Origin of the sequence: Pseudomonas sp. AN-B15, from assembly GCF_019056475.1 — a bacterium.
Classification (GTDB): Bacteria; Pseudomonadota; Gammaproteobacteria; order Pseudomonadales; family Pseudomonadaceae; genus Aquipseudomonas; species Aquipseudomonas parakoreensis.
Map to the genome: position 1 here is coordinate 5,972,769 of NZ_CP049737.1, position 19,261 is coordinate 5,992,029.

11 protein-coding genes are annotated in these 19,261 nt (G+C 58.3%); 5 read left to right on the plus strand and 6 right to left on the minus strand.

Annotated elements, in window-relative coordinates:
* Positions 1-33: 33 nt before the first annotated feature.
* The 3 genes from GTQ41_RS27165 to GTQ41_RS27175 are packed head-to-tail and all read left to right on the plus strand — an operon-like array spanning position 34 to position 6,033.
* Positions 34-2,529, plus strand: a complete 2,496-nt coding sequence (locus GTQ41_RS27165; protein WP_131670711.1) for a TerB N-terminal domain-containing protein — start codon at positions 34-36, stop codon at positions 2,527-2,529.
* Complete coding sequence (locus tag GTQ41_RS27170) at positions 2,526-3,821, plus strand: ATP-binding protein (RefSeq protein ID WP_131670712.1); 1,296 nt, start codon at positions 2,526-2,528, stop codon at positions 3,819-3,821. The genes GTQ41_RS27165 and GTQ41_RS27170 overlap by 4 nt, the downstream gene beginning before the upstream one ends.
* Positions 3,796-6,033, plus strand: coding sequence for a DEAD/DEAH box helicase (locus GTQ41_RS27175; RefSeq protein WP_131670713.1), 2,238 nt, complete (start codon positions 3,796-3,798; stop codon positions 6,031-6,033). Before GTQ41_RS27170 ends, GTQ41_RS27175 begins: the two co-directional genes overlap by 26 nt.
* Positions 6,034-6,164: 131 nt before the next feature.
* On the opposite strand, the gene GTQ41_RS27180 is transcribed toward GTQ41_RS27175, so the two are convergent.
* On the minus strand, positions 6,165-7,856 hold the full coding sequence (locus GTQ41_RS27180; RefSeq protein ID WP_131670714.1) for a hypothetical protein: 1,692 nt from the start codon (positions 7,854-7,856) through the stop codon (positions 6,165-6,167).
* A 705-nt stretch (positions 7,857-8,561) separates the two neighbouring features.
* A complete protein-coding gene (locus tag GTQ41_RS27185; RefSeq protein ID WP_131670715.1) occupies positions 8,562-10,526 on the minus strand; it encodes an alkyl/aryl-sulfatase in 1,965 nt (654 codons plus the stop codon).
* 92 nt (positions 10,527-10,618) lie between these two features.
* Here GTQ41_RS27185 and GTQ41_RS27190 point away from each other — a divergent pair, with 92 nt between their 5' ends.
* Positions 10,619-11,566 (plus strand): LysR family transcriptional regulator, encoded by a 948-nt coding sequence (locus GTQ41_RS27190; RefSeq protein WP_131670716.1) that lies wholly within the window; start codon positions 10,619-10,621, stop codon positions 11,564-11,566.
* Between the two features lie 79 nt (positions 11,567-11,645).
* Here the strand turns inward: GTQ41_RS27190 and GTQ41_RS27195 are convergent, their stop codons facing one another.
* Both GTQ41_RS27195 and GTQ41_RS27200 read right to left on the minus strand, forming a co-directional pair.
* A complete protein-coding gene (locus GTQ41_RS27195; RefSeq protein ID WP_217325390.1) occupies positions 11,646-13,001 on the minus strand; it encodes a DUF1329 domain-containing protein in 1,356 nt (451 codons plus the stop codon).
* A gap of 10 nt (positions 13,002-13,011) precedes the next feature.
* A complete protein-coding gene (locus tag GTQ41_RS27200; RefSeq protein WP_217325391.1) occupies positions 13,012-14,937 on the minus strand; it encodes a DUF1302 domain-containing protein in 1,926 nt (641 codons plus the stop codon).
* Positions 14,938-15,037: 100 nt separating this feature from the next.
* Between GTQ41_RS27200 and GTQ41_RS27205 the strand changes: the two genes are divergently transcribed.
* Positions 15,038-16,075 (plus strand): AraC family transcriptional regulator, encoded by a 1,038-nt coding sequence (locus GTQ41_RS27205; RefSeq protein ID WP_131670717.1) that lies wholly within the window; start codon positions 15,038-15,040, stop codon positions 16,073-16,075.
* Between the two features lie 48 nt (positions 16,076-16,123).
* Here the strand turns inward: GTQ41_RS27205 and GTQ41_RS27210 are convergent, their stop codons facing one another.
* Both GTQ41_RS27210 and GTQ41_RS27215 read right to left on the minus strand, forming a co-directional pair.
* Positions 16,124-17,608 (minus strand): DUF1254 domain-containing protein, encoded by a 1,485-nt coding sequence (locus GTQ41_RS27210; RefSeq protein WP_131670718.1) that lies wholly within the window; start codon positions 17,606-17,608, stop codon positions 16,124-16,126.
* A 407-nt stretch (positions 17,609-18,015) separates the two neighbouring features.
* The gene (locus GTQ41_RS27215) at positions 18,016-18,708 is read right to left on the minus strand and encodes a Crp/Fnr family transcriptional regulator (RefSeq protein ID WP_236170289.1); all 693 of its coding nucleotides are present in this window, start codon (positions 18,706-18,708) and stop codon (positions 18,016-18,018) included.
* Between the last annotated feature and the right edge of the window lie 553 nt (positions 18,709-19,261).

The window sequence follows — 19,261 nt, forward strand, 5'->3', positions numbered from 1 at the left end:
GCCAGTATGGACTTAGAGGGGCAGTCAGATCTGATGGCACGGAAGCGAAGAAACAAATCTGAAATTTCCGGGGTAGCTATCCTTGGAGTTTTGTTCTTGGGAGCGATTGCCTCCATCCCCAAAGAAGCCTGGATTGCTCTTGCTGGAGTCGGGGTGATCAGCTTCGGTATATGGCTGATTGTAAAGGCCTACAGCAACTCGTCCAGAACCCCGCCCGCGGTGACACATCAACAGCACCGCCCTCCATCTTCGACAAATCGGCCTAGAGCGGTAGAGGCTGATCCGAATCGGGTCCTAGTGTTCTCTCTGGACGAGGTCGAAATCCAAGATCAGGCCCATACAGGCAACACTCGGGAACTGGCACCTGCTGTGGAGGAGAAAGTCAGGCGGCGAGCGGACTCAGAATTTTTCACGGTCACCCTCGAGGTCTCGACACCATCCTCATATCGCCTGCCGAGTGCGCCGGTGACACTGATGGATGAAAATGTCCGATGGATTCCGGCCGGTGAATTCGTAGAGGTAGCCGGAGAAAAGATTCCTGGCGGCATGATCTATGTCGGTACAGGGCGAGTTGATCGTTATGCTGCACCCGAGCCGTCTTTGATCAACCCCAAACTCAAGGTTTCGCGTGGTGTTATCGACATCGCCGAGAGGCTGACTGGCTACTGGGCCAGTTACGACTCGATTTCACCCGAGGCGCGGCGCGCCTACTTGCAATGGCTGTCCAGTGGACGGAAAGCACCTCATGCCAATATCGGCTATGTATTCCTGTTCTTCTACGGCCTTGAGCGGCGTGTATTCGTTGATGCGAAGAGCGATCCTAATGTCGCTTCCGAAATCGCTGGCATCGCGTTGGAAGTCGAGCGCCTTCTCGCCATCTATGGGGGGAGCAGTTCATTCAGCAACTACGCCGGTCGGTTTCTCGCGTTTCTGCGCATGGGTGAGACCCCGCCGAGACGTTATTTGGCACCGCCTCCGGAAAACCAGGCCTACGGTTATGAAATGCCCATGGAATTGCGTATTGGCCTGGGGCAACTAGCTACCGACAAGCAGCGTGTGCCCGCCGAATGGGCCTTGTCCTGGGCGCTGGCGGATCAGAATATTGGCAAGCGAACGCCAGTGAGCCGTTGCCATGACGCCTTCGCCGTGTTGTTCAAGATCAAGTATGAGCAGCTTCATGGCGACGGCTTGATTCTGCCGCAGAATAAGACCAGGTTGAAGTTGCAGTACAACACCGCGTCGGCTGCCTTGCCGGTTCAAGCGCTCGAGGGGGTGGGTGATATCCCCGACGTAACAGCGACTTCAGTACCCCGAAAAAAACTGCAGCAGATAGTCGATGAATGCACGGCGGAGCTGGAGGCCTACAGCCGATATCTCGGTCGTAATCCGGATGCCCCCGATGCCTTGGAAGGCTTGCTGCAGCTTCCCATCATGCTGTGGCCGGCGGCTTCGCGTGCTGAGTTGGATGCGCTGAAGCAGCGCCTAGGTGACGGCATGGTGGTCATGAGTTTCGGCGAATTGGCGGGGCGACTGAAAAGTGCCGGAGCCCTTTCGCGGGACAAGGTGATCGCACTGGCGCGGGCGTTGGAGTCATTGCATATCGGCATTGAGCCAGATGTATTAGCCGGCAGCAAAACACCTAAGGCGGAAGATACCGTGGCGCTGTTTGCCACCCAGATCGAAGACGGGGATCTAAGAGCATCTCCCGCTTACAATGCCGCCTCGGTCACCTTGGATCTAGCCTGTGCCGTTGCGGCGGCGGATGGCGACACATCTCCAGAAGAGATCATGCTGCTGTCCCGTCACGTCGATTCTTGGAGCCACTTGAGTGGGGCGCATCGCAAGCGCCTGAAGGCCCACCTCCGTCTAAAACTCAACCAGCCGCCGACCTTGCAAAGCCTGAAGAAAAAGCTGGAACCGCTGACCAGCTCGGCGAAGCGAACTGTGGCGGCGTTCCTTGCCCACCTAGCTCAAGCGGATGGGGAGGTGAGCCCTGCGGAAGTGAAGTTGCTTGAGCGTGTCTACAAGGTTCTTCAACTGGACTCTCAGCTCCTATACGGCGACCTCCATGTGGCAGCTAGTGGCGCGCCGACGAGCACTGCTCCTGCAGTTGCGTCGATATCACCGTCCTCCGCATCGTCAGCGTCGATGACTGGCTTCACGCTGGATCATGAGCGGATTGCCCAACTACAACGTGAAACCGAGCAGGTGTCGGCGTTGCTGGCCCAAGTTTTCGTGGATGAGCGAATCGTCGAGCCTGAGGAGCCCGATAATAGTGGCGCTTCGGATGACGCCAGCAGCATCTGTGGGCTGGATGCTGATCACTCGGCCTTCCTTCGCTTGCTTGTCTCTCGGATGGAATGGTCACGAGAGGAGTTGGAGGCGGTGGCCAGCGATATGGATCTCATGCTCGATGGCGCGCTTGAGCACATTAACGACATGGCCTTCGAGCATTTCGATATGCCTATTACCGAAGGTGAAGATCCCCTCGAGATCAATCCTGACATCATGGGAAAATTACCGTTATGAGCAGCATCAGAGCTAAAGATCGCGATGCGGTTATTCAGTCCCTTCGTGCGGGAGTCGTTCCGCGGGCAGGTCAACACCTGATCCAGGTGGGTAGGGTTGGTGAGCTGGAAGCGCTCATTCGTGATGTCGAGCGCTTGACCGAGAGCGGTTCAGCGTTTCGAGTCGTAATTGGTGAGTACGGCGCGGGAAAAACCTTTTTCCTGAATCTTGTGCGTTCCATTGCGATGGAGCGCAAGCTCGTGACCATGCATGCGGATCTGAATCCCGATCGCCGGCTCCATGCCTCTGGTGGCCAGGCTCGCTCGCTTTATGCTGAGCTGGCGAAAAACATGTCAACGCGTACCAAGCCTGATGGCGGAGCCTTGCAGGGCATTGTCGAAAGGTTCATATCCCAAGCCAAGAGCGAGGCCAAGGCGTCCGGTAAGGACAGCGAGGCTGTGATACGCGAGCAATTGGGCCAATTGACCGAGATGGTCAACGGCTATGATTTCGCTGATGTGATTGCGGCCTATTGCAAGGGCTTCGAGGAGGGCAACGAACAGCTCAAGGCCGATGCCATCCGCTGGCTGAGAGGTGAGTTCACCACAAGAACCGACGCGCGCTCTGCCTTGGGTGTACGCACAATCATCGACGATGCTTCCGTCTATGATCAGCTCAAGCTCCTGGCTCGGTTTGTCCGCTTGGCGGGCTTTGAGGGGTTGATGGTTTGCCTGGATGAGCTGGTCAATCTCTACAAACTAGCCAATACCCAGGCACGTAACGCCAACTACGAACAGATCCTGCGCATCCTTAACGACTCTTTGCAGGGTTCTGCCGAAGGCCTTGGATTTGTGCTCGGAGGCACCCCCGAATTCCTGATGGATACCCGCCGCGGCTTGTACAGCTATCCGGCTTTGCAGTCACGTCTGGCGGAAAACAGTTTCGCCAAGTCTGGGTTGGTGGATCTGTCAGGGCCAGTCATCCGCCTAGCGAGCCTGACACCCGAGGATTTCTATGTGCTTCTTCAGAAGCTGCGCCATGTCTACGCCTCGGGCGACAGCGCACGCTACCTCCTTCCTGACGAGGCGCTGCCTTTGTTCATGGCGCATTGCAACCAACGGTTGGGGGATGCCTATTTCCGTACACCCCGCACCACGATCACGGCATTCATCAACTTGCTGGCCGTGCTGGAGCAGAACCCGGGCGCGGACTGGAGACATTTGTTGGGGGCTGTGGAGCTGAGCCCGGATAGAGGTGGTGAAACCGACACTCAAGTAGATGCCGACGATGAGCTCGCAACCTTCCAGCTCTGAGTCGGAGGGCTTCAGCCTTCTTGACTCCCGGATTCAGCGCTGGATTTGGATGGAAGGCTGGACCTCTCTACGAGATGCCCAAGAGCGGGCCATCCCCGCGCTGCTCAATGCTGATCAGGACGTCATCGTCGCCGCGGCGACGGCGGCGGGGAAAACCGAGGCCGCGTTCCTGCCCATTCTGACGAACCTGCTGAAGCAGCAGGAGCCGCCAGGGTCAGTGCTTTACATCAGTCCGCTCAAGGCACTGATCAATGACCAGTGGGAGCGATTGAGCAAGCTATGCGACGAACTCGAGATTCCCGTCGTTGCCTGGCACGGCGATATCTCGTCGAGCCGCAAGCATCGCTTTCTAAAATCCCCTGAAGGCGTGCTGTTGATCACCCCAGAGTCTCTTGAAGCGCTGTTCGTGAACCGGGGGACGAGTCTGCCTGGGATTTTCGCGAACCTGCGCTACCTCGTGATTGATGAGCTGCATGCCTTTATCGGCAGTGAGCGAGGCAAGCAACTGCAGTCTTTGATGCATCGGGTCGAGCAGGTGATCGGACGTCCTCTCCCGCGAGTAGGTTTGTCAGCGACACTGGGCGACATGATGCTGGCTGCTACCTTCTTGCGCCCAGCTTCCCCGAGCAAGGTGACGGTGATCGAATCGAAAGGTTCGGGGCAAATTCTGAAAGTTCAGATCAGAGGCTTTCAGGAGCCAGAGAAAGACACACCCCAGCAGCCCGAAGATAAGGAGAGCCTAGAAGACAACTCAGCCTCCGATCACGCAATTTCCGAGCACCTCTTCCAGGTGCTGCGTGGAAGCAACAACTTGGTGTTCCCTAACAGCAGGACTCAGGTCGAATGGTTTGCCGATCAGCTGCGGCGTCGCTGCGAGCAAGACGGTGTACCTAATGAGTTCTGGCCACATCATGGCAGCCTGTCGAAAGATATTAGGGAGGATACCGAGCGGGCCCTTAAAGCGGGGGACCGGCCGGCGACTGCGATCTGTACCACTACGCTGGAACTGGGCATCGACATTGGCAGCATCAAAACGGTTGCACAGATAGGGCCGCCGCCTTCAGTTGCCAGTTTGCGCCAGCGTCTTGGCCGTTCTGGACGTCGCCCAGGAGAGGCAGCCATTCTCCGCGGATACTGCAAGGAGCGCCGATTGACGGATGACTCCCCAATATCGGATCGCTTGCGCCAAGGATTGGTACAAAGCATCGCGATGATCCGGCTACTGATGAGGGGATGGTTTGAACCGCCAAGAGCGCAGGGGCTGCATTTGTCGACCTTGGTGCAACAATGCCTCTCGATGATTGCGCAGCAAGGTGGTGCCACTGCGGCTGAGTTGTGGGGAACGTTAGTACGCAACGGCCCTTTCTTGGCTGTCGAGCAGGGCAGCTTTCTGAATCTCCTGCGTGCTTTGGGTGAACGAGATCTGATTATTCAGGAATCGGCTGGGCTTCTGCTGCCAGGTGAGTTGGGCGAGCGGCTGATCAACCACTATGACTTCTACAGTGCATTCACAAGCAATGAAGAATTCCGAGTTGTTTGCGATGGCAGACCCCTTGGGGCCCTGCCTGTCTCGCGACCACTGTGTGCTGAACAACGCATCATCTTCGCCGGGCGTCGTTGGCAGGTGATTAACGTTGATACGGAAGGCAAGGTGATTGTCGTCAGGCCCTCTCCAGGAGGAGCTCCCCCGGCTTTTGACGGTCTGGCTGCTCGAGTTCACGACAATGTTCGGCAGGAGATGAAAACCGTACTGCAGGAAGAGAAGGCTTATCCCTACCTCGATCCAGTGGCACAGAGTTTATTGGCGGAGGCGCGGCAAAGCTTTGCTGATCTTGAGTTGGGCCACCAGAGCTTTATTGGGAGCGGAGGAAGAACCTGTCTTTTCACCTGGCAGGGCGATTGGACCAACGACGCCTTGGCCGTTCTTCTGGAGTACGTCGGTTTGCCCACTGAGAACTCAGGGCTAGTCATCGAAGTGCAGGGGGGAGTGGCGTTGCTTGAAAGCAAGCTTCGAGAGGTTGCTGCGTTGAAAGAGCTTAAGGCGAGCACCGTCCTTCACAATGTTCAGAATTTGATCAGGGAGAAATGGGACTGGGCGCTGCCTCCTGAGCTTCGTATGGAGTCGTTCGCCACGATGTATCTCGATCTGGAGAAAGCACAGCAAACCGCAGCTCATCTGATTGGACTTGATACCCCAGCTTCTCTTTCGTGATGCCATGTATTGCTAGATTGAAGACAGCGTCCTACCGGGATTGGCCGCTTTTGGCCGGTAGTAGCTTGTTAGGATGCCCAGAAACGGTCAAAAGCAGATGCATTGAAAATGCCTACCAAAGCAGTGCCGTTTCAGCACTCGGCCTTTAGCCTGTCCATAAACAGTTGCAGGTCGCTCAAATCCAATATCGGGGCCGCATATAGCGAACCAGCAACACCGGGCGAGAGAGGCAGAATATGGCGACCTGCACATAGACGCTCAATGTCGACTCGAACCTGCTGGCCACTCCCCTTTTTCCGACAGAACGGGCAAAGGGTGGCAGCCTCCGGTGAAACCATGTGGCAGGTGTTGCATCGTCTTCCCTTTCCCGCTTGGTGAACGAAAACCCAGAGCTCTGATGCTAGGATCGCCAGTACACGTTCAGCGACATGCGGCTCCATGTGAGGGGGTGGGCCCTTGCGCAGGCGCTCCAAGTATTCGTCCTGATACCTGCAAGCCTCATCGGACTTACGGGCTTTCTCGACACAAGCATTTTCAGTCGCTTTGACGTGTGCCGCATGCGCTTCTTCAAGCGTGCTACCCCGCGGCTCATAGGCAACTCGCAAGATGCTTGTCTTGAAGTGGGTACGCTGTCTCACGATCAACCCGAGAGAGCACAGGTGATCCAGGTACGCAGAGATCACTACCGTAGACCGCGGTAGGGCGGCAATCTCATCAGCGTACAGCGCCAGTCTGCCGGACTTTGTACGCATGGCGTTCCTCAACTCTTTGATGAACCTGGCGACTCCGAACTTCGACTCGACCTCGTCACCGACGAATTGCAGCAGCACATACTTGGGCGGCTCACGGTCTATTGGATAGAAGTGATCGAGGACGTAGGACTGCCATTGAGCGAACGTGGCATTGAATACCCAGTGTCCTTTGACCCGAACGAAAAGGTTAGCGACCCCGCACACTTCGTATCGTCCCAAGCTGGGCACTGAAATCCGCTCGGATAGTTTATGTTCACGGGTAGCCATCCTCTCCGTATTTTGACTGAGCATCAGTTGCTCCAAGTGGGGTTCCAATGTAACGCGCGCAACCTGGATTTTCGTGGGTTGCTCTGCCCTGTACTGTTCCGTAGCTACTTTACGTTGGATGCGGGGCTCTTTCTTGCGCTGCTCCAAGGCGCGTTCGGCCGCACGTATTTTCTGGGCCTCTGGTGTGTGGACTGCAACCCGTGCGCGTAGCCTCGCCCTCGCCTCCGACTCGAGCTTGTCGATCTTGCGCGAATGTAACCAAGTCCGAATAGTGGGGTCTGAAACCAAGCAGTTATCAAATGAGGCCTGATCCCTTAGCGCCTCTGGCTCAATGACGCTCAGATCAATCTCAATGGCGGAAATGCCCTTTCCCTTGATTTTCGCCAGTTTTACTTCATCAACCGCATGGGTGACCTTGATCTCAATTAGCAGTTGTTTGCCATTAACCTCAAACACTACATCGGGCCGAAACCTACCCAGCCACACCTCCTCCCAAGCTTGATCCGCCTTGATAGGTGTGGTGGTTTCGAGATGAATCGTTTCCTTGAAAATCTTGCCGTCGATAGCTTGGGCATGGAGCGTGGTGATGTACTCAGGAAGGCACACGCGCTTTAGTCGCTGGAGTGCTTCCTTGCCGGCCAGGTGAAGGGCTGTTTCGTAGCCACCAGCGCAATCAGCCCCCGACGAATGGCTAAAGTGGGCAGCCCGGACTCTCCCATTGTTCTTGGCTTCCAGCTGTGCGGCACACTCAGGGCAAACACAGCCACAGGCTTTCCCGTTGGGCACATCCTTAACATGCCACATAGTCCCCTTCCGAAGCCCGAACATCAGCATTCGGCCATGCACTGAAGGGGCTCGCGTTGGGGATGCTAACTCATCATCCAAGATAGGCATCTGATTGCACTCGGCTGCACCTGCTCACACCGCAGCGTGTTGGCAACTGCGGTCTGTCACGACCGGCAGAAATCGGCCAGACTTTAAAGTCCGAGACGCACCGGAATCAACCGGTCTCTTTTGATAATGCAACAAAAAACCCGCCGAAGCGGGTCTCTTCAAGACCATTCCGACATCCTGTCGGCAGCCTCCCAGGCGATGGTCGATCATCCGTGATCCTGAGCGCGTCCTGCGCTTCAGTTGATGTATGTAGGTTAGGCTTAATGGCGAAGCCTCAACAGAGGATATCGCAGCCAATGTGTGTAAGCCTTTCGCTATGGGAAACCTGCGAGCGCGTGATGTTCTTTGTTTGCATTGGACGATTGCAGTCATTCTCACAGACCGGAATCGGCCAAAAGCAGCCGTTAGCTAGGTGCTACTTCCGGCCCGAAGCATCCTATCCAAGATGATTCAAAACACCTGTGCAGCCAGTCAGAGCGAAAGCGGCCAGCCCCACTCACAGCAACATGGGGCTTAAGTCTAACTATCGAGGACTCTACGATAGCTGGACCTATTTGCGGGTACGGCCAAGCCCGCCACTCTGTCTCGGCGCAATTGGTTGGCGTAGTCCAAATACTACCGCGTGACAATGGGGAAGCGTCCGTCTGGCTGATCCAGTAGGCTGAAGAAGCGCCCAAGGGCCAGGGGGTTGCCGTCGATCGACACCTGATCGGAGCTGAGCAGGGCAGCGGCGCCGGCTTGCCCACTGATCATCTGCAAGAAGAAGTCCTTACTCAGGTTGAGGCTGGCGTCGGCCTCGGCGACTTCGTCTTCATTCATGCGGCGGTGATGCAGCACGGCGTTCTCGATCCACAGGTGATAGCGCGCGCCGCTGTCGGTGAAGTTGAGGTTGATACGCAGCGCGCTGTCGGCTGCCGCCGTGCCATCGAGCTTGGTGGCCATCACGTCCAGGAACCGCTCGGGCGCGGTGTGTTTGAGCATGTCGAGCATCATCACCGGGGTGAAACCCTCTTCCGGCAGGCCGTGGCGCAGCTCATAGGCGCCACTCAGGTAGAAGTTGCGCCAGGGCCCCGACTCGGCCTGATAGCCCAGTTGCTCGAAGCTGCGTGCCTGCAGATCGCGGGCGCCCTGGTCGTCCGGATCGGCATAGAGCAGATGTTTGCCCAGCTCCGCGGCCCAGCGGTAATCGCCCTCGGCATAGGCCTGCTCGGCGGCTGCCAGCAGCGGCTCACGGCCGCCGGCCAGGGCCACGTACTTGGCGGCGGCGGCCACCGGCGGCAGTGGGTCGAGGTTGGCCGGGTTGGCGTCGAACCAGCCCAGGTAGAACTGATAGATGCCGCGCACGTTGTGCTTGAGGGTTCCGTAGTAGCCGTGCACGTTCAGATGGCGGTCGAGGCTGGGCGGCAGGTGCAGTTGCTCGGCGATCTCCGGCGCGGTGAGGCCGGCATTCATCAGGCGAACAGTTTGATCGTGCAGGTAGCGGTAGACATCACGCTGGGTGGTGAGGAAGGTCTGGATGTTGTCCTGCCCCCACACTGGCCAGTGGTGCTGGTTGAACAGTACCTCGGCGCCAGCGGCTTGCGCGCGGCTGGCGTCGATGTAGTTGGCCCACTGCAAGGCATCGCGCACCTTGGCGCCGCGTAGGGTGTACAGGTTGTGCAGGGTTTGCGAGAGTAGCTCGGCGCCGCCAAAGGCGTTCAGCTCCGGCAGGCTGAAGGTCATTTCCGCCGGGGCTTCACTCCCGGGTACGTTGTAGAAGACGAAGCGCACCCCATCCACGTCCAGCGTCTGTTCGCGGCCGTCGATCAGTTGGGTGGGCGGCAGAATGCCCATGTGCCCGAAGGCCACCGCCTTGCCCAGGCCGTTGTCCACCAGGCCCTCGGCGCTGCGCGGCAGACGCTTGCCATACATGAAGGTGGCACGGCGGGACATGGCGATGCCCATCATCAGGTTTTCGCTGGTGGCCTCTTCCATAAACCCAGCCGGGGCAATCACCGGCAGCTGACGAACCTTGGCGTCTTCGGCGCTGATCACGCCGAGGGCGCCGCCAAAGTGATCGACATGGCTGTGGCTGAAGATCATCGCGCTTACCGGGCGCGGGCCCAGATGTTGCGCAACGAAGTCCATGGCGAAGGCGGCGGTTTCCCGGCTGGTTAGCGGGTCGATGACAATCCAGCCGCTGTCGCCTTCGATCAGCGTCATGTTGGCTAGGTCGAAGCCGCGTAGCTGATAGATTTTGTCGCTGACTTTGAACAGCCCAACCTGGTTATTCAGCAGCGCTTGCCGCCACAGGCTGGGGTTGACGGTAGTGGGGGCCTCGCCTTGGATAAACGCAAAGCTATCGAAGTCCCAGATCACTTCGCCTTCGGCATCGCGCACCTGGCCCTGAGGCGTGGCAATCAGGCCGCGGCGTGCCTGGGCCAGGCCCTCGACATGGCTCAGGTCATAGCTCTGCGCCACCTCGGCCTGGGCAGCTTGCGTGCGTGGCGTGGCGGCGCTGTGGCTGGGCGCAGGGCTGTCGCTGCATGCACTGAGTAGCAACAAGGTGCTGGTTAGCATCCAGCGAAAGGGCAGATTCATCGGCGTTCTCCAGAGAGTGTCTGGTCAGAGCATGGCGTGCGCCCTATTATGCGTCCAATGCAATCAAATCATCTCCTTGATGCGCGAAAGACATGAATATAGAGCTCCGTCACCTGCGTCATGCCTTGGCCCTGGCCGAACATGGCAACTTTGCCCGCGCCGCAGAGGCGCTGCACCTCTCCCAACCGGCGCTGACCCGCAGCCTGCAAGCGCTGGAAGCGCAGGTTGGCGAGCAGTTGTTTGATCGCAGCCACCGCGAAGTGACCCCCACTACGATGGGCGAGCTGCTATTGCAGCATGCCCGGCAACTGCTGCTGCACGCCCAGGACTTGCAGCGTGACCTGCAATTGGCGCGCGGCCTGGAGCAAGGTGAGTTGCGTGTGGGAGTAGGTCCGTTTGCCGGCGCCGCGCTTGTCGCCCCGGTGCTGGCCATCTTGAACCGCGCGCACCCCGGCGTGCATTTGGAGGTGGTGCTGGCACCCTGGCAAGAACTGCCCGCGCGTTTGCAACGCCGGGAAATAGATCTGCTGGTGGCCGACTTGCACGAGATCGAAGACGACCCCAGCTATACGATACAAGCCCTTGGTGAGCACCACACGCTGCCAATGTGCCGCGCCGGTCATCCCTTGCTTGAGCACCCCGAGCCTAGTCTGGAGATGCTGTTGAAGTATCCACTGGCCGGACCCAACCTTCCCGAGGATATTCGCGAGCAGCTGCTCAAGCGCCTACCTAGAGCCTTGCAGAACACCTGGCGTGAGCAGTGGAAGCTGGCCATCACCTGCGATAGCTCGGCCATTCTCAAGCAGCTCCTGCAGGGCTGTGAGGCGCTGGCGATATTGCCTTGGTTTATGGTGGAAGACGAACTGCGGCGCGGCGACTTGCAGGCTTTACGCAGCCTTGACCCTGGCCTGCGTGGGCGTTTCGGGATTGCTCGTCTGCGCGGCAGGCGCCTATCACTGGCTGCGCAATGCTTCATCGAGGTGCTTCTGGCCCATGATGCCACCGTGCGCCAGCGCCAAGATGCTTGGTTGGCCCGTTAGGGAAGGGCATGGCAAGGCGGTCAACCTGCAGCAGATCGTCGTCCGACGCCGAATGGCTGACTCGCCGAAGACCGATCCTTCAGTTCTTCCCACCCAAGCGGCGCAAGGCATCTGGCTTGAAGTCTTGGCGCAGAGCCTCATGGCCGAAGCTGGCTTCGCGCTTGACTTCGTTGCTCAGACCGCTCAGCAGGTAGCGGCGCGACTGCAGGTCATGTGTGGCCTCAGCGGTCATCCATGGCACCAGGTCGTTGTAGAAGTTCATCTGGTAGGCGGTCGATACTCTCCAGAGCTCTCCGCGAGCATCATAGTGATCCGCCAGGGCAATTTGCCAGGTGTCTTCATCGATGAAGAAGGTGCGCTTCTGATAGATGTGGCGCTGGCCAGGTTTGAGCTCACCTTCAATCTCCCAGACCCGATGCCGCTCGTAACGTATATAGCCGCTGTTGATGTGGGCGGGCTGGATGATCTGAGCGTATTTCAGGCCTTTGTCGTGCAGGTGGTAATTGTTGTAGGGAATCAACAGCTCCCGTTTGCCTTTGAGGGTCCAGTTGTAGCGGTCGAACGCACCGTTGTACATATCCATGTTGTCTGAAGTTGCCAGGCCTTCCGCGCTGTTCTGTGGGGAGTCGTAGGCCAGTGTCGGAGCGCGGCGCACACGCCGCTGTCCGGCGTTGTAGGACCAGGCCTGACGGGGCGTACGTAACTGATCAAGGGGCTCGTGAATCAGGGCGATATTGCCGGCCAGGCGGGCAGGAGCCAGGGTCTGGCCGATGAAGTAGAAGAGGATATTGCTGTCCGGGGTGTTGTCTTTGACATGGGTGGCAAAGACCTGGGTCTGGCGGATGAGACTGGCCTGATAACTGCCGTCAGTTTGCACTGGCATACGATGCGTCTCGCGCATGACAGCGCCGCCGCGGTAGCGGGTGACATGGTTCCAGATGACCTCTTCGGCCCGCTGCGGAATCGGAAATGGCACGCCACTGGCGTAGCCGCCCTCCAGGCCACTACCACTGGCATTGAGGCTGATCTGGGTAGCATTCTGACGGCTCTGCTGCAGGATGGACTCGGGGTAGGCCGCGCTACGGTGTGTGGGATACAGCTGCAGGTAAAAGCTCTGCGGATACTGGTGGAGCATCGCTTGGGTGCCGGGGCTCAGCCATTTGGCGAACGGCGCCATATTGCTGGAGTCGATGCGTTGCAGCATCTGTTCGGTGCTATAGGGGTCAGCCAGCGTTCGGTCCATGCTCGATGTCTTGAAACCTCCGTCCCAGGAGGGAATGCTTCCGTCGGCATTCCCGGCGCGTTCGGCCCCCATGGGGGTCAGCTGTAGATCAAGCTGTGCAGCCAGCTCGGGTGAAACTGCACAGAGTACGGGTTGACTGAGCGCCAGCCCCAATGCAAAGAGGACGTGGCGGGTGGCAGAGTGATTGAACATGCGTGGTTCCTCAGAACTTGGCGCCAAGGGTGAATGAGATGAAGTCCCGGTCAGTCTGTGGGTTGAAGTCGCCCCCAAAGAAGTCGGTGTAACTGAGCGCCGCGTTGTACCGATTTTGATAATCGAAGTTCACGGCTAGCGTGACGGCCTGGCGACCCTCGATGAACTGTGGTGCCGGAGAGGGCGCGTAGCCTTTGACATCATGGCGCCAGGCCAGCGACGGGGTGACCACGGTGCCTGGTAGCAGGTTGCTGTAGGTCAGGTTGGCCCGAGCGGCATAGCCCCAGGACCACGGCGTGGTGTAGCCATCAAGCCGGCAATAGTCTTTGTTCAGCGCCGGGTTCTTGCAGGCGATGGCGGTGCCTTCCACGCCAGAGCCGTAGACCGCATCGCGCCCGTAGGCAATGGTTTGCACCGGTTCCAGGTCAGCCACATGCACGGCCCCGACCTCGGCCATCAGCAGCAGGTTCTCCGCGCCCCAGATGTCGCTGAAGGTTTGCATGGCGGTCAATTGCAGCTGGCTCACAGGTTTGCGCTGGTAACCCTGTACTTGCTTTCCATAGAGACCTGCGGCTTTAGCAAGGATGGGACCGGTGCCCGGGGTCACGATGTCCAGGCCGAATAGTTCATCGACGATGGGCGACTCGGTATCGAGAAAACCGCTGGCATAGAGAAAGTCCTGGCCGTTGATGGCAATCGGCTGGTTGGGCCTGTGGCTTATCTCACCGGCTAAGGAAATTCCCCAGGGACCCGAGGTGTTGAAGCTCAGCCCGTACAGGCGGATATCTTCTGGGAAGGCCATCTGATAGAGCGGTGCCTGGGCCAAGGGATTGGCGATGCTGCCTCCATAAGCCGGGTTGTTGGTGACCCCGGGCAGGAAGAATCCGCTTCCGGGCCGTTTCGAATAGTCGGCAGTGGCGGCGTTGGTATAGGGCAGACGGCTGTGATAGTTCATCACGTAGAAGGCGAATTCGGTGCTGTTCAGCGCTTCGGCGAAGTAGTCCAGCCTTAGGCCCCACTGCCCGCTATCTGAAGGCTTATCGTCACTGAGACGAGGAATTCGCATGTTGGCCCCAGCTGGCAGCCGCGGGTAGACCAACTGCAGGTTGTCCTGCTGCGCTTCGGTGAGCGCGGCCACTGCGTGCAGCGGGCCGCAGCCCGGTTGGCTGGCATCCGACTGAGCGAAGAAGGTGCCGCAGCCCGGTTGTACCGTGGCACGCCATTCCAGCTGATAGAAGGCGCTGGCCGAGAGGTTGTCGCTGAGTCCCAACGACAGATTGAACAGGTTGACTGGAATCAAGGCTTCCTTGATCTCGACCCCTGGGCTGGTGAGGGCATTTGCGTCGATGGGATTGATCACATTGATACCGCCCTGGATGAAGGTGCTTTCCCCCCAGCTCAGGACCTGCTGACCAAGGCGGATATCCAGCGCTCGGTCATTCAGCTGGAACTCACCCCAGACGTAGGCATCCATCAACTCGGCCCCGGAAAACGTGGCCAGTGAATCAAAACCCGAATCGTCGAAGTCTTTGAAGCGGGCGTCCCCGTTTTTCAGCAGGTCGTCATACCAGAACTTGCCACTGATCTGCAGGCCGAGGTTGTCTCGGCTCAGAGCCAGCTCGGAGATGGCTTTGACCCGTCGGGAGAAGGTGTCGCCAGCCTTGAAGTTCTGGCGCCCATCGTTGCCGTTGATGCCGGCTGCAGACCCGCCGTAGGCAATGGGCAGTAGCGGCTTGTCCGGATTGCTGGTGCTGATGCTGAGGCCGGCTGACAGGCTGGTGTCCCAACGGCCGCTGATGCCGTTGTCCAGCTCGAAGGTAGCGGCCTGGCAGAGCGCACCATTGAGGGCTAGCAGCGGGTACAGGATTGCACCGCGGCCTCTGCGAAATTTGTGCATGAGAATCCTCGAGGATTGTTTTTGTTGTTGTGAGCGCAAACGGTTGTTCCGCATGGCTGGAGGCTTAAGATATGAAGAAGCGTCTTATCTTTCTTGGCGTGCATTGCCGCTTTTTTGGCATTTTCAGACAGGAATACAGATGAGCAGCGCCCCCCACGAACTGGTCCACACCACCATCGCTACATGGACTCTGGCTATTCAGCGTGCCCTGCAGGGCTATGGCATAGAGGCTGAGCCTCTAATGTTGGAGGCGGGCATCGATCCGGCGTCGGTACTCGATCCGGAGTTTCGGGTCGCGGTGGTCAATATGTGGAAACTCTGGCGGCTCAGCGTGGAGCGGACTGGCAACGATGCCTTCGGACTGCAGGTGGCGGCCAACCTCTACCCCACACACCTCAATGCCATGGTCTTTGCCCTGCAGGCCAGCGCCACTTTGCGCGAAGCTCTGCAGCGTCTTCAGCGTTACGTCCAGGTGGTGACGACCATCGCCGAGATCGAGGTGAACGAGGGGCCGCAGGGAGTCGCGCTGATCCTCGGGTCCGACAGTTCCACCTCTGCGCAACGGCCTTATTTTCCGATCGATGCCTTCATGGGGGTGTTGTTCCGCACCTTCCGCGAGTTGCTCGGCGCCTGTGCGGCGGATGGCCTGCTGGAGGTGCATCTGCGCCGCCCGGTTCCGCAGCAGCGGGATGCGTTCGAGCAGTTCTTCGGGGTGCCCCTGCACTTCGGCGCGGAGGCGAATGTACTGCTGATGGCCTCCGGCATGCTGGACCGTGAGCTGCCGGCGGCCAACGCCATGATTGCTGGCATGAATGAGCAGCTGCTACGCGATTACCTGGGGCGCATGCGCCATGAGCAGGTCAGCCTGCAGGTGCGCAAGGAAATCATTGCCCTGCTGAGCACCGACCAGTTCGGGCTTGAGCAGATTGCCGAGCGCCTGAACATGAGTGGACGCAATTTGCACCGCAAGCTGGCCGAGGAAGGCACCTCGTTCAAGGAGCTGCAGGACGAGATCCGCCATGACTTGGCGCTGCGCTATCTGGGCATGCCCGGCATGAGTCTGAATGAGATCGCATTCAGCCTTGGTTTCATTGATCAGAGCAGCTTTAACCGGGCCTTCAAACGCTGGACAGGTGGCAGTCCTGGGCAGTACCGGCGTGAACGGAAGGCGCGCTAGTTTGCAGAGTTCAGGCTGGGGCATAAGGCGGACCCAGCCTGGCCGCTATCAGCTCTGGTCCTGAGGCTGAATGGCGGGAATAAATTGCTGCAGTGTTTGCGGATTGCGTGTTTGCTCATTGGGCAGATAGATGCGGTAGTTCAAGCGGAATAGACCCGTTTGTGGAGTCGGTAGCCAGTTGCTCTCCTGCCCTGCCGGCGGCTGGTGCTGGATGTAGAGGGTCAGGGAACCATCCGGGTTGTATTTCAGGCCCGGGGTGCGGTCGCCGATCGAGTAGCGGTCGATGGCATTGTCCACCAACTGGAAATTCGTGCCGTACAGGGTGATGGACCAGAAGCCCTTGTTCTGCAGTTGAGGCAGTGCGTCGCGCTCGAAGTGCAGGACATAGCGGCTCTGGCCGTCGAGCAACTGGCCGGTGCCGTCCTCGTAGGTGCTGAAATACACCCCTTCCTCGCGATCATGCACCATCAGCCCTTCGAGCGCGCCTTCTGCCCGGTTGATGAAGTGGAAGCCGTAGGTGCCCTCGTGCAGGTTGTTCCAGCGAGTCGGATAGGGCGTACCGCGGTACTTCACCTTCCAGGTCATCAGGTCCTGGCTGTCCTGCAGGGCGCGTTTAAGGCCAGCCACCGTGGCAGGGTGCAGCTTGCTGGCATCGAAGGGCTTGCCGAGCTCGATGCCGATGCTCTGGAACATAGCTACGGCGGCCTGTTGCCCAGGGCGTGGAGGGTTCTCATTAAGCAGGTCGACCATGCGTTCGAAGACGGCTAGGTCGCCACTGTATTCCTTGCGGTTCATCTTCACCGCGACCACCTTGCCGAAGCCATCGGGTCTGCTCCAGTTGCTCAGCGACGTGGTATGCACCTGTTTCTGCAGCTCCAGCACGCGCGGCAGATCCTGAGGGTCTTCCTTGCTCACCCCGTAGCGCAGGGCGAGGGCGCCGGAGTTGGTCGGCAAGCGACGCAGTTCGACGCCGGGCGGTACCTCGCCCTGCCAATCCGGGCCGGTGAACAGATAGTGGCCGCCCTTGCCCAGGGTCGCACGGGTGCCGATATAGGGCAGATTTTCAAGATAGGCATCGACGACCTGCACGCTCCAGTAGCGGTCGTGGACTTCCGGCAGGCTGAGGATCACCGGATCATCCTTGAGCTCCAGCATGACGCCGCTGTAGACGGTGTCATTGTTCGGGGTGTAGGGCAGTTCATCATCCGAGGTGGCGAGTTTGGTCATGTGGCCAATCTGGTTGATGGGCGCGCAGGGACAGATCTGGCGTTCCGTGACGAACCGCAGTTTGCGTTCGTTAAGCCGCAGCAGGCGCTCGCGGTCGGTGATGGTCAGCGGCAACCCCCAGATATATGCCTGCAAGCCCAGTGAGTAGGCCCAGTTTTCTTGCGCACGCTCATCGCGGCTGCGAAGCTCGTCGCGACTGAGGCCTGCATCCGGATCTTTCTTCTGCAGGTCGGGGACGGCAAGGTACTGATACCCGGCGGTCAGAGCGACGCCCACTAGAACCGTCGCCAAGAGTTTGAGTTTCATACGCATTCCCTGTTATTGAAAGTATCGGGAATGCCACTCTAGGTTTGGTTGGCTGGTGGGTCTCAACTCTGGTTGCCAGTTTTTTGACCTGCGCAGACAAGCCTAAGCAAGCCACAGCGCCCAAGCCTCTCATCAAGGCAGCTGCATTGGTGAGGTTCGCGCAGCTGCAGGCTAACCGATTCAATCCTGAGCCAAGGGTCGCTTCAGACCTATTGCAACCAACTGCCATGGACGGAGACATTGTTCGGTGGCCGTCAGCTCCTGACCTTTTACGCTGCCTGCTACAGGCCGCTTTTGGCCGCTTTGATCCTGTCGCATCAGGCAGGAGTCGGCCAAAAGCGGACTCACAATTAGGCATGGAAGCCTTTAGAGAACTCGAGGCTATTCAATCAGCTAAAAGATGGCGCTTACCGAGGCAGTAGTCGATCAGTCTCCTGCCTGACTATGGCATAGCACTCACAGCTCAGATGTTCGAGTTTAATACGATCAAGCACAGTGATATGACCACGGTTGTATGCGATCACGCCCAATCTCCGCAGTATACCGGCAGCTTCAGTGATGCCCTCACGACGCACCCCGAGCATGTCGGAAATGAGCTTCTGGGTCATCGTCAACTGATTGCCCGGCAAACGATCCAGCGATAACAGTAAGCATCGGCATAGCTGTTGGAGGATGGAGTGATACCGATTGCAAACTGATGTTTGCGACATTTGGATAATCAGTGTCTGGATGTAGCGCAGTATCAGTATATTCAGCTCACTGTGGTGGTTGAACTCGTCCTGGAGTAGTTTTCCAGGCATTCGGTAGGCACGACCAGCACTTTGTACGACTGCACGGCTGATTGTGCTATCGACGCCCAGGAACAGCGAAATACCGGCTAGTCCCTCGTTACCAACCACAGATACCTCAGCTGAATCACCGTTCCCCAATACATGGAGGAGCGAAATGATCGAGTCAACGGGAAAATAGACATGACTTATTGTCTCGCAGGACTCGTAGAGAATTTCGCCCTGCGGTAATGCCACCCATTCCATATGACTGAAAAGGCGCTTTTTAGCGGCCTCTGAAAGGGCTATCAAAAGGCGGTTCTGCCGAAGCATGCTCAACATCTCTAACAGAAGTTGAGTACACTGTAATAGCGACAGAAATGAAGCTCTGTTCGGTACTGCACATAAGGTTTGCGAACGATCCAAAAAGGTGCGGCCCAACAAGCAAGCAGTCATTTCGGAGGTCTGCCTGAAGAAACGGCAGAGACGATAGATTATCCGCAGGCCTTAGTGGCAAGGCTTCGTTCTGTTCTGCCGTCAGCGCTCGAAGGCGGTGGCCACCGCACTCGCCCGATTACTGGCAGCAGCCGATACAGATGTGAGTATCGCCAATTACCACGGCTGACTTTTTCAACAGAATCGGCCAATGGCTGCCTGTCGTGGGCGGCTGAGATCGGCCAGAAGCGCCCACAAACTAGCTGTTTACGATCCAGGGCTTGATGGGGCTGGCGGATAGCCTTCCGACATGCCCTCAAACCTCATGTGCACTTGATGAGGAATCGCTGCGGAAGAGCTTCGCGAGGATGAAGAAGAGCGCGAGCGTACCGGTAGCTTCGAATAGGCTACCCCGACGACTCCATTTGGCCGGCAGCGGGCACATCTGACA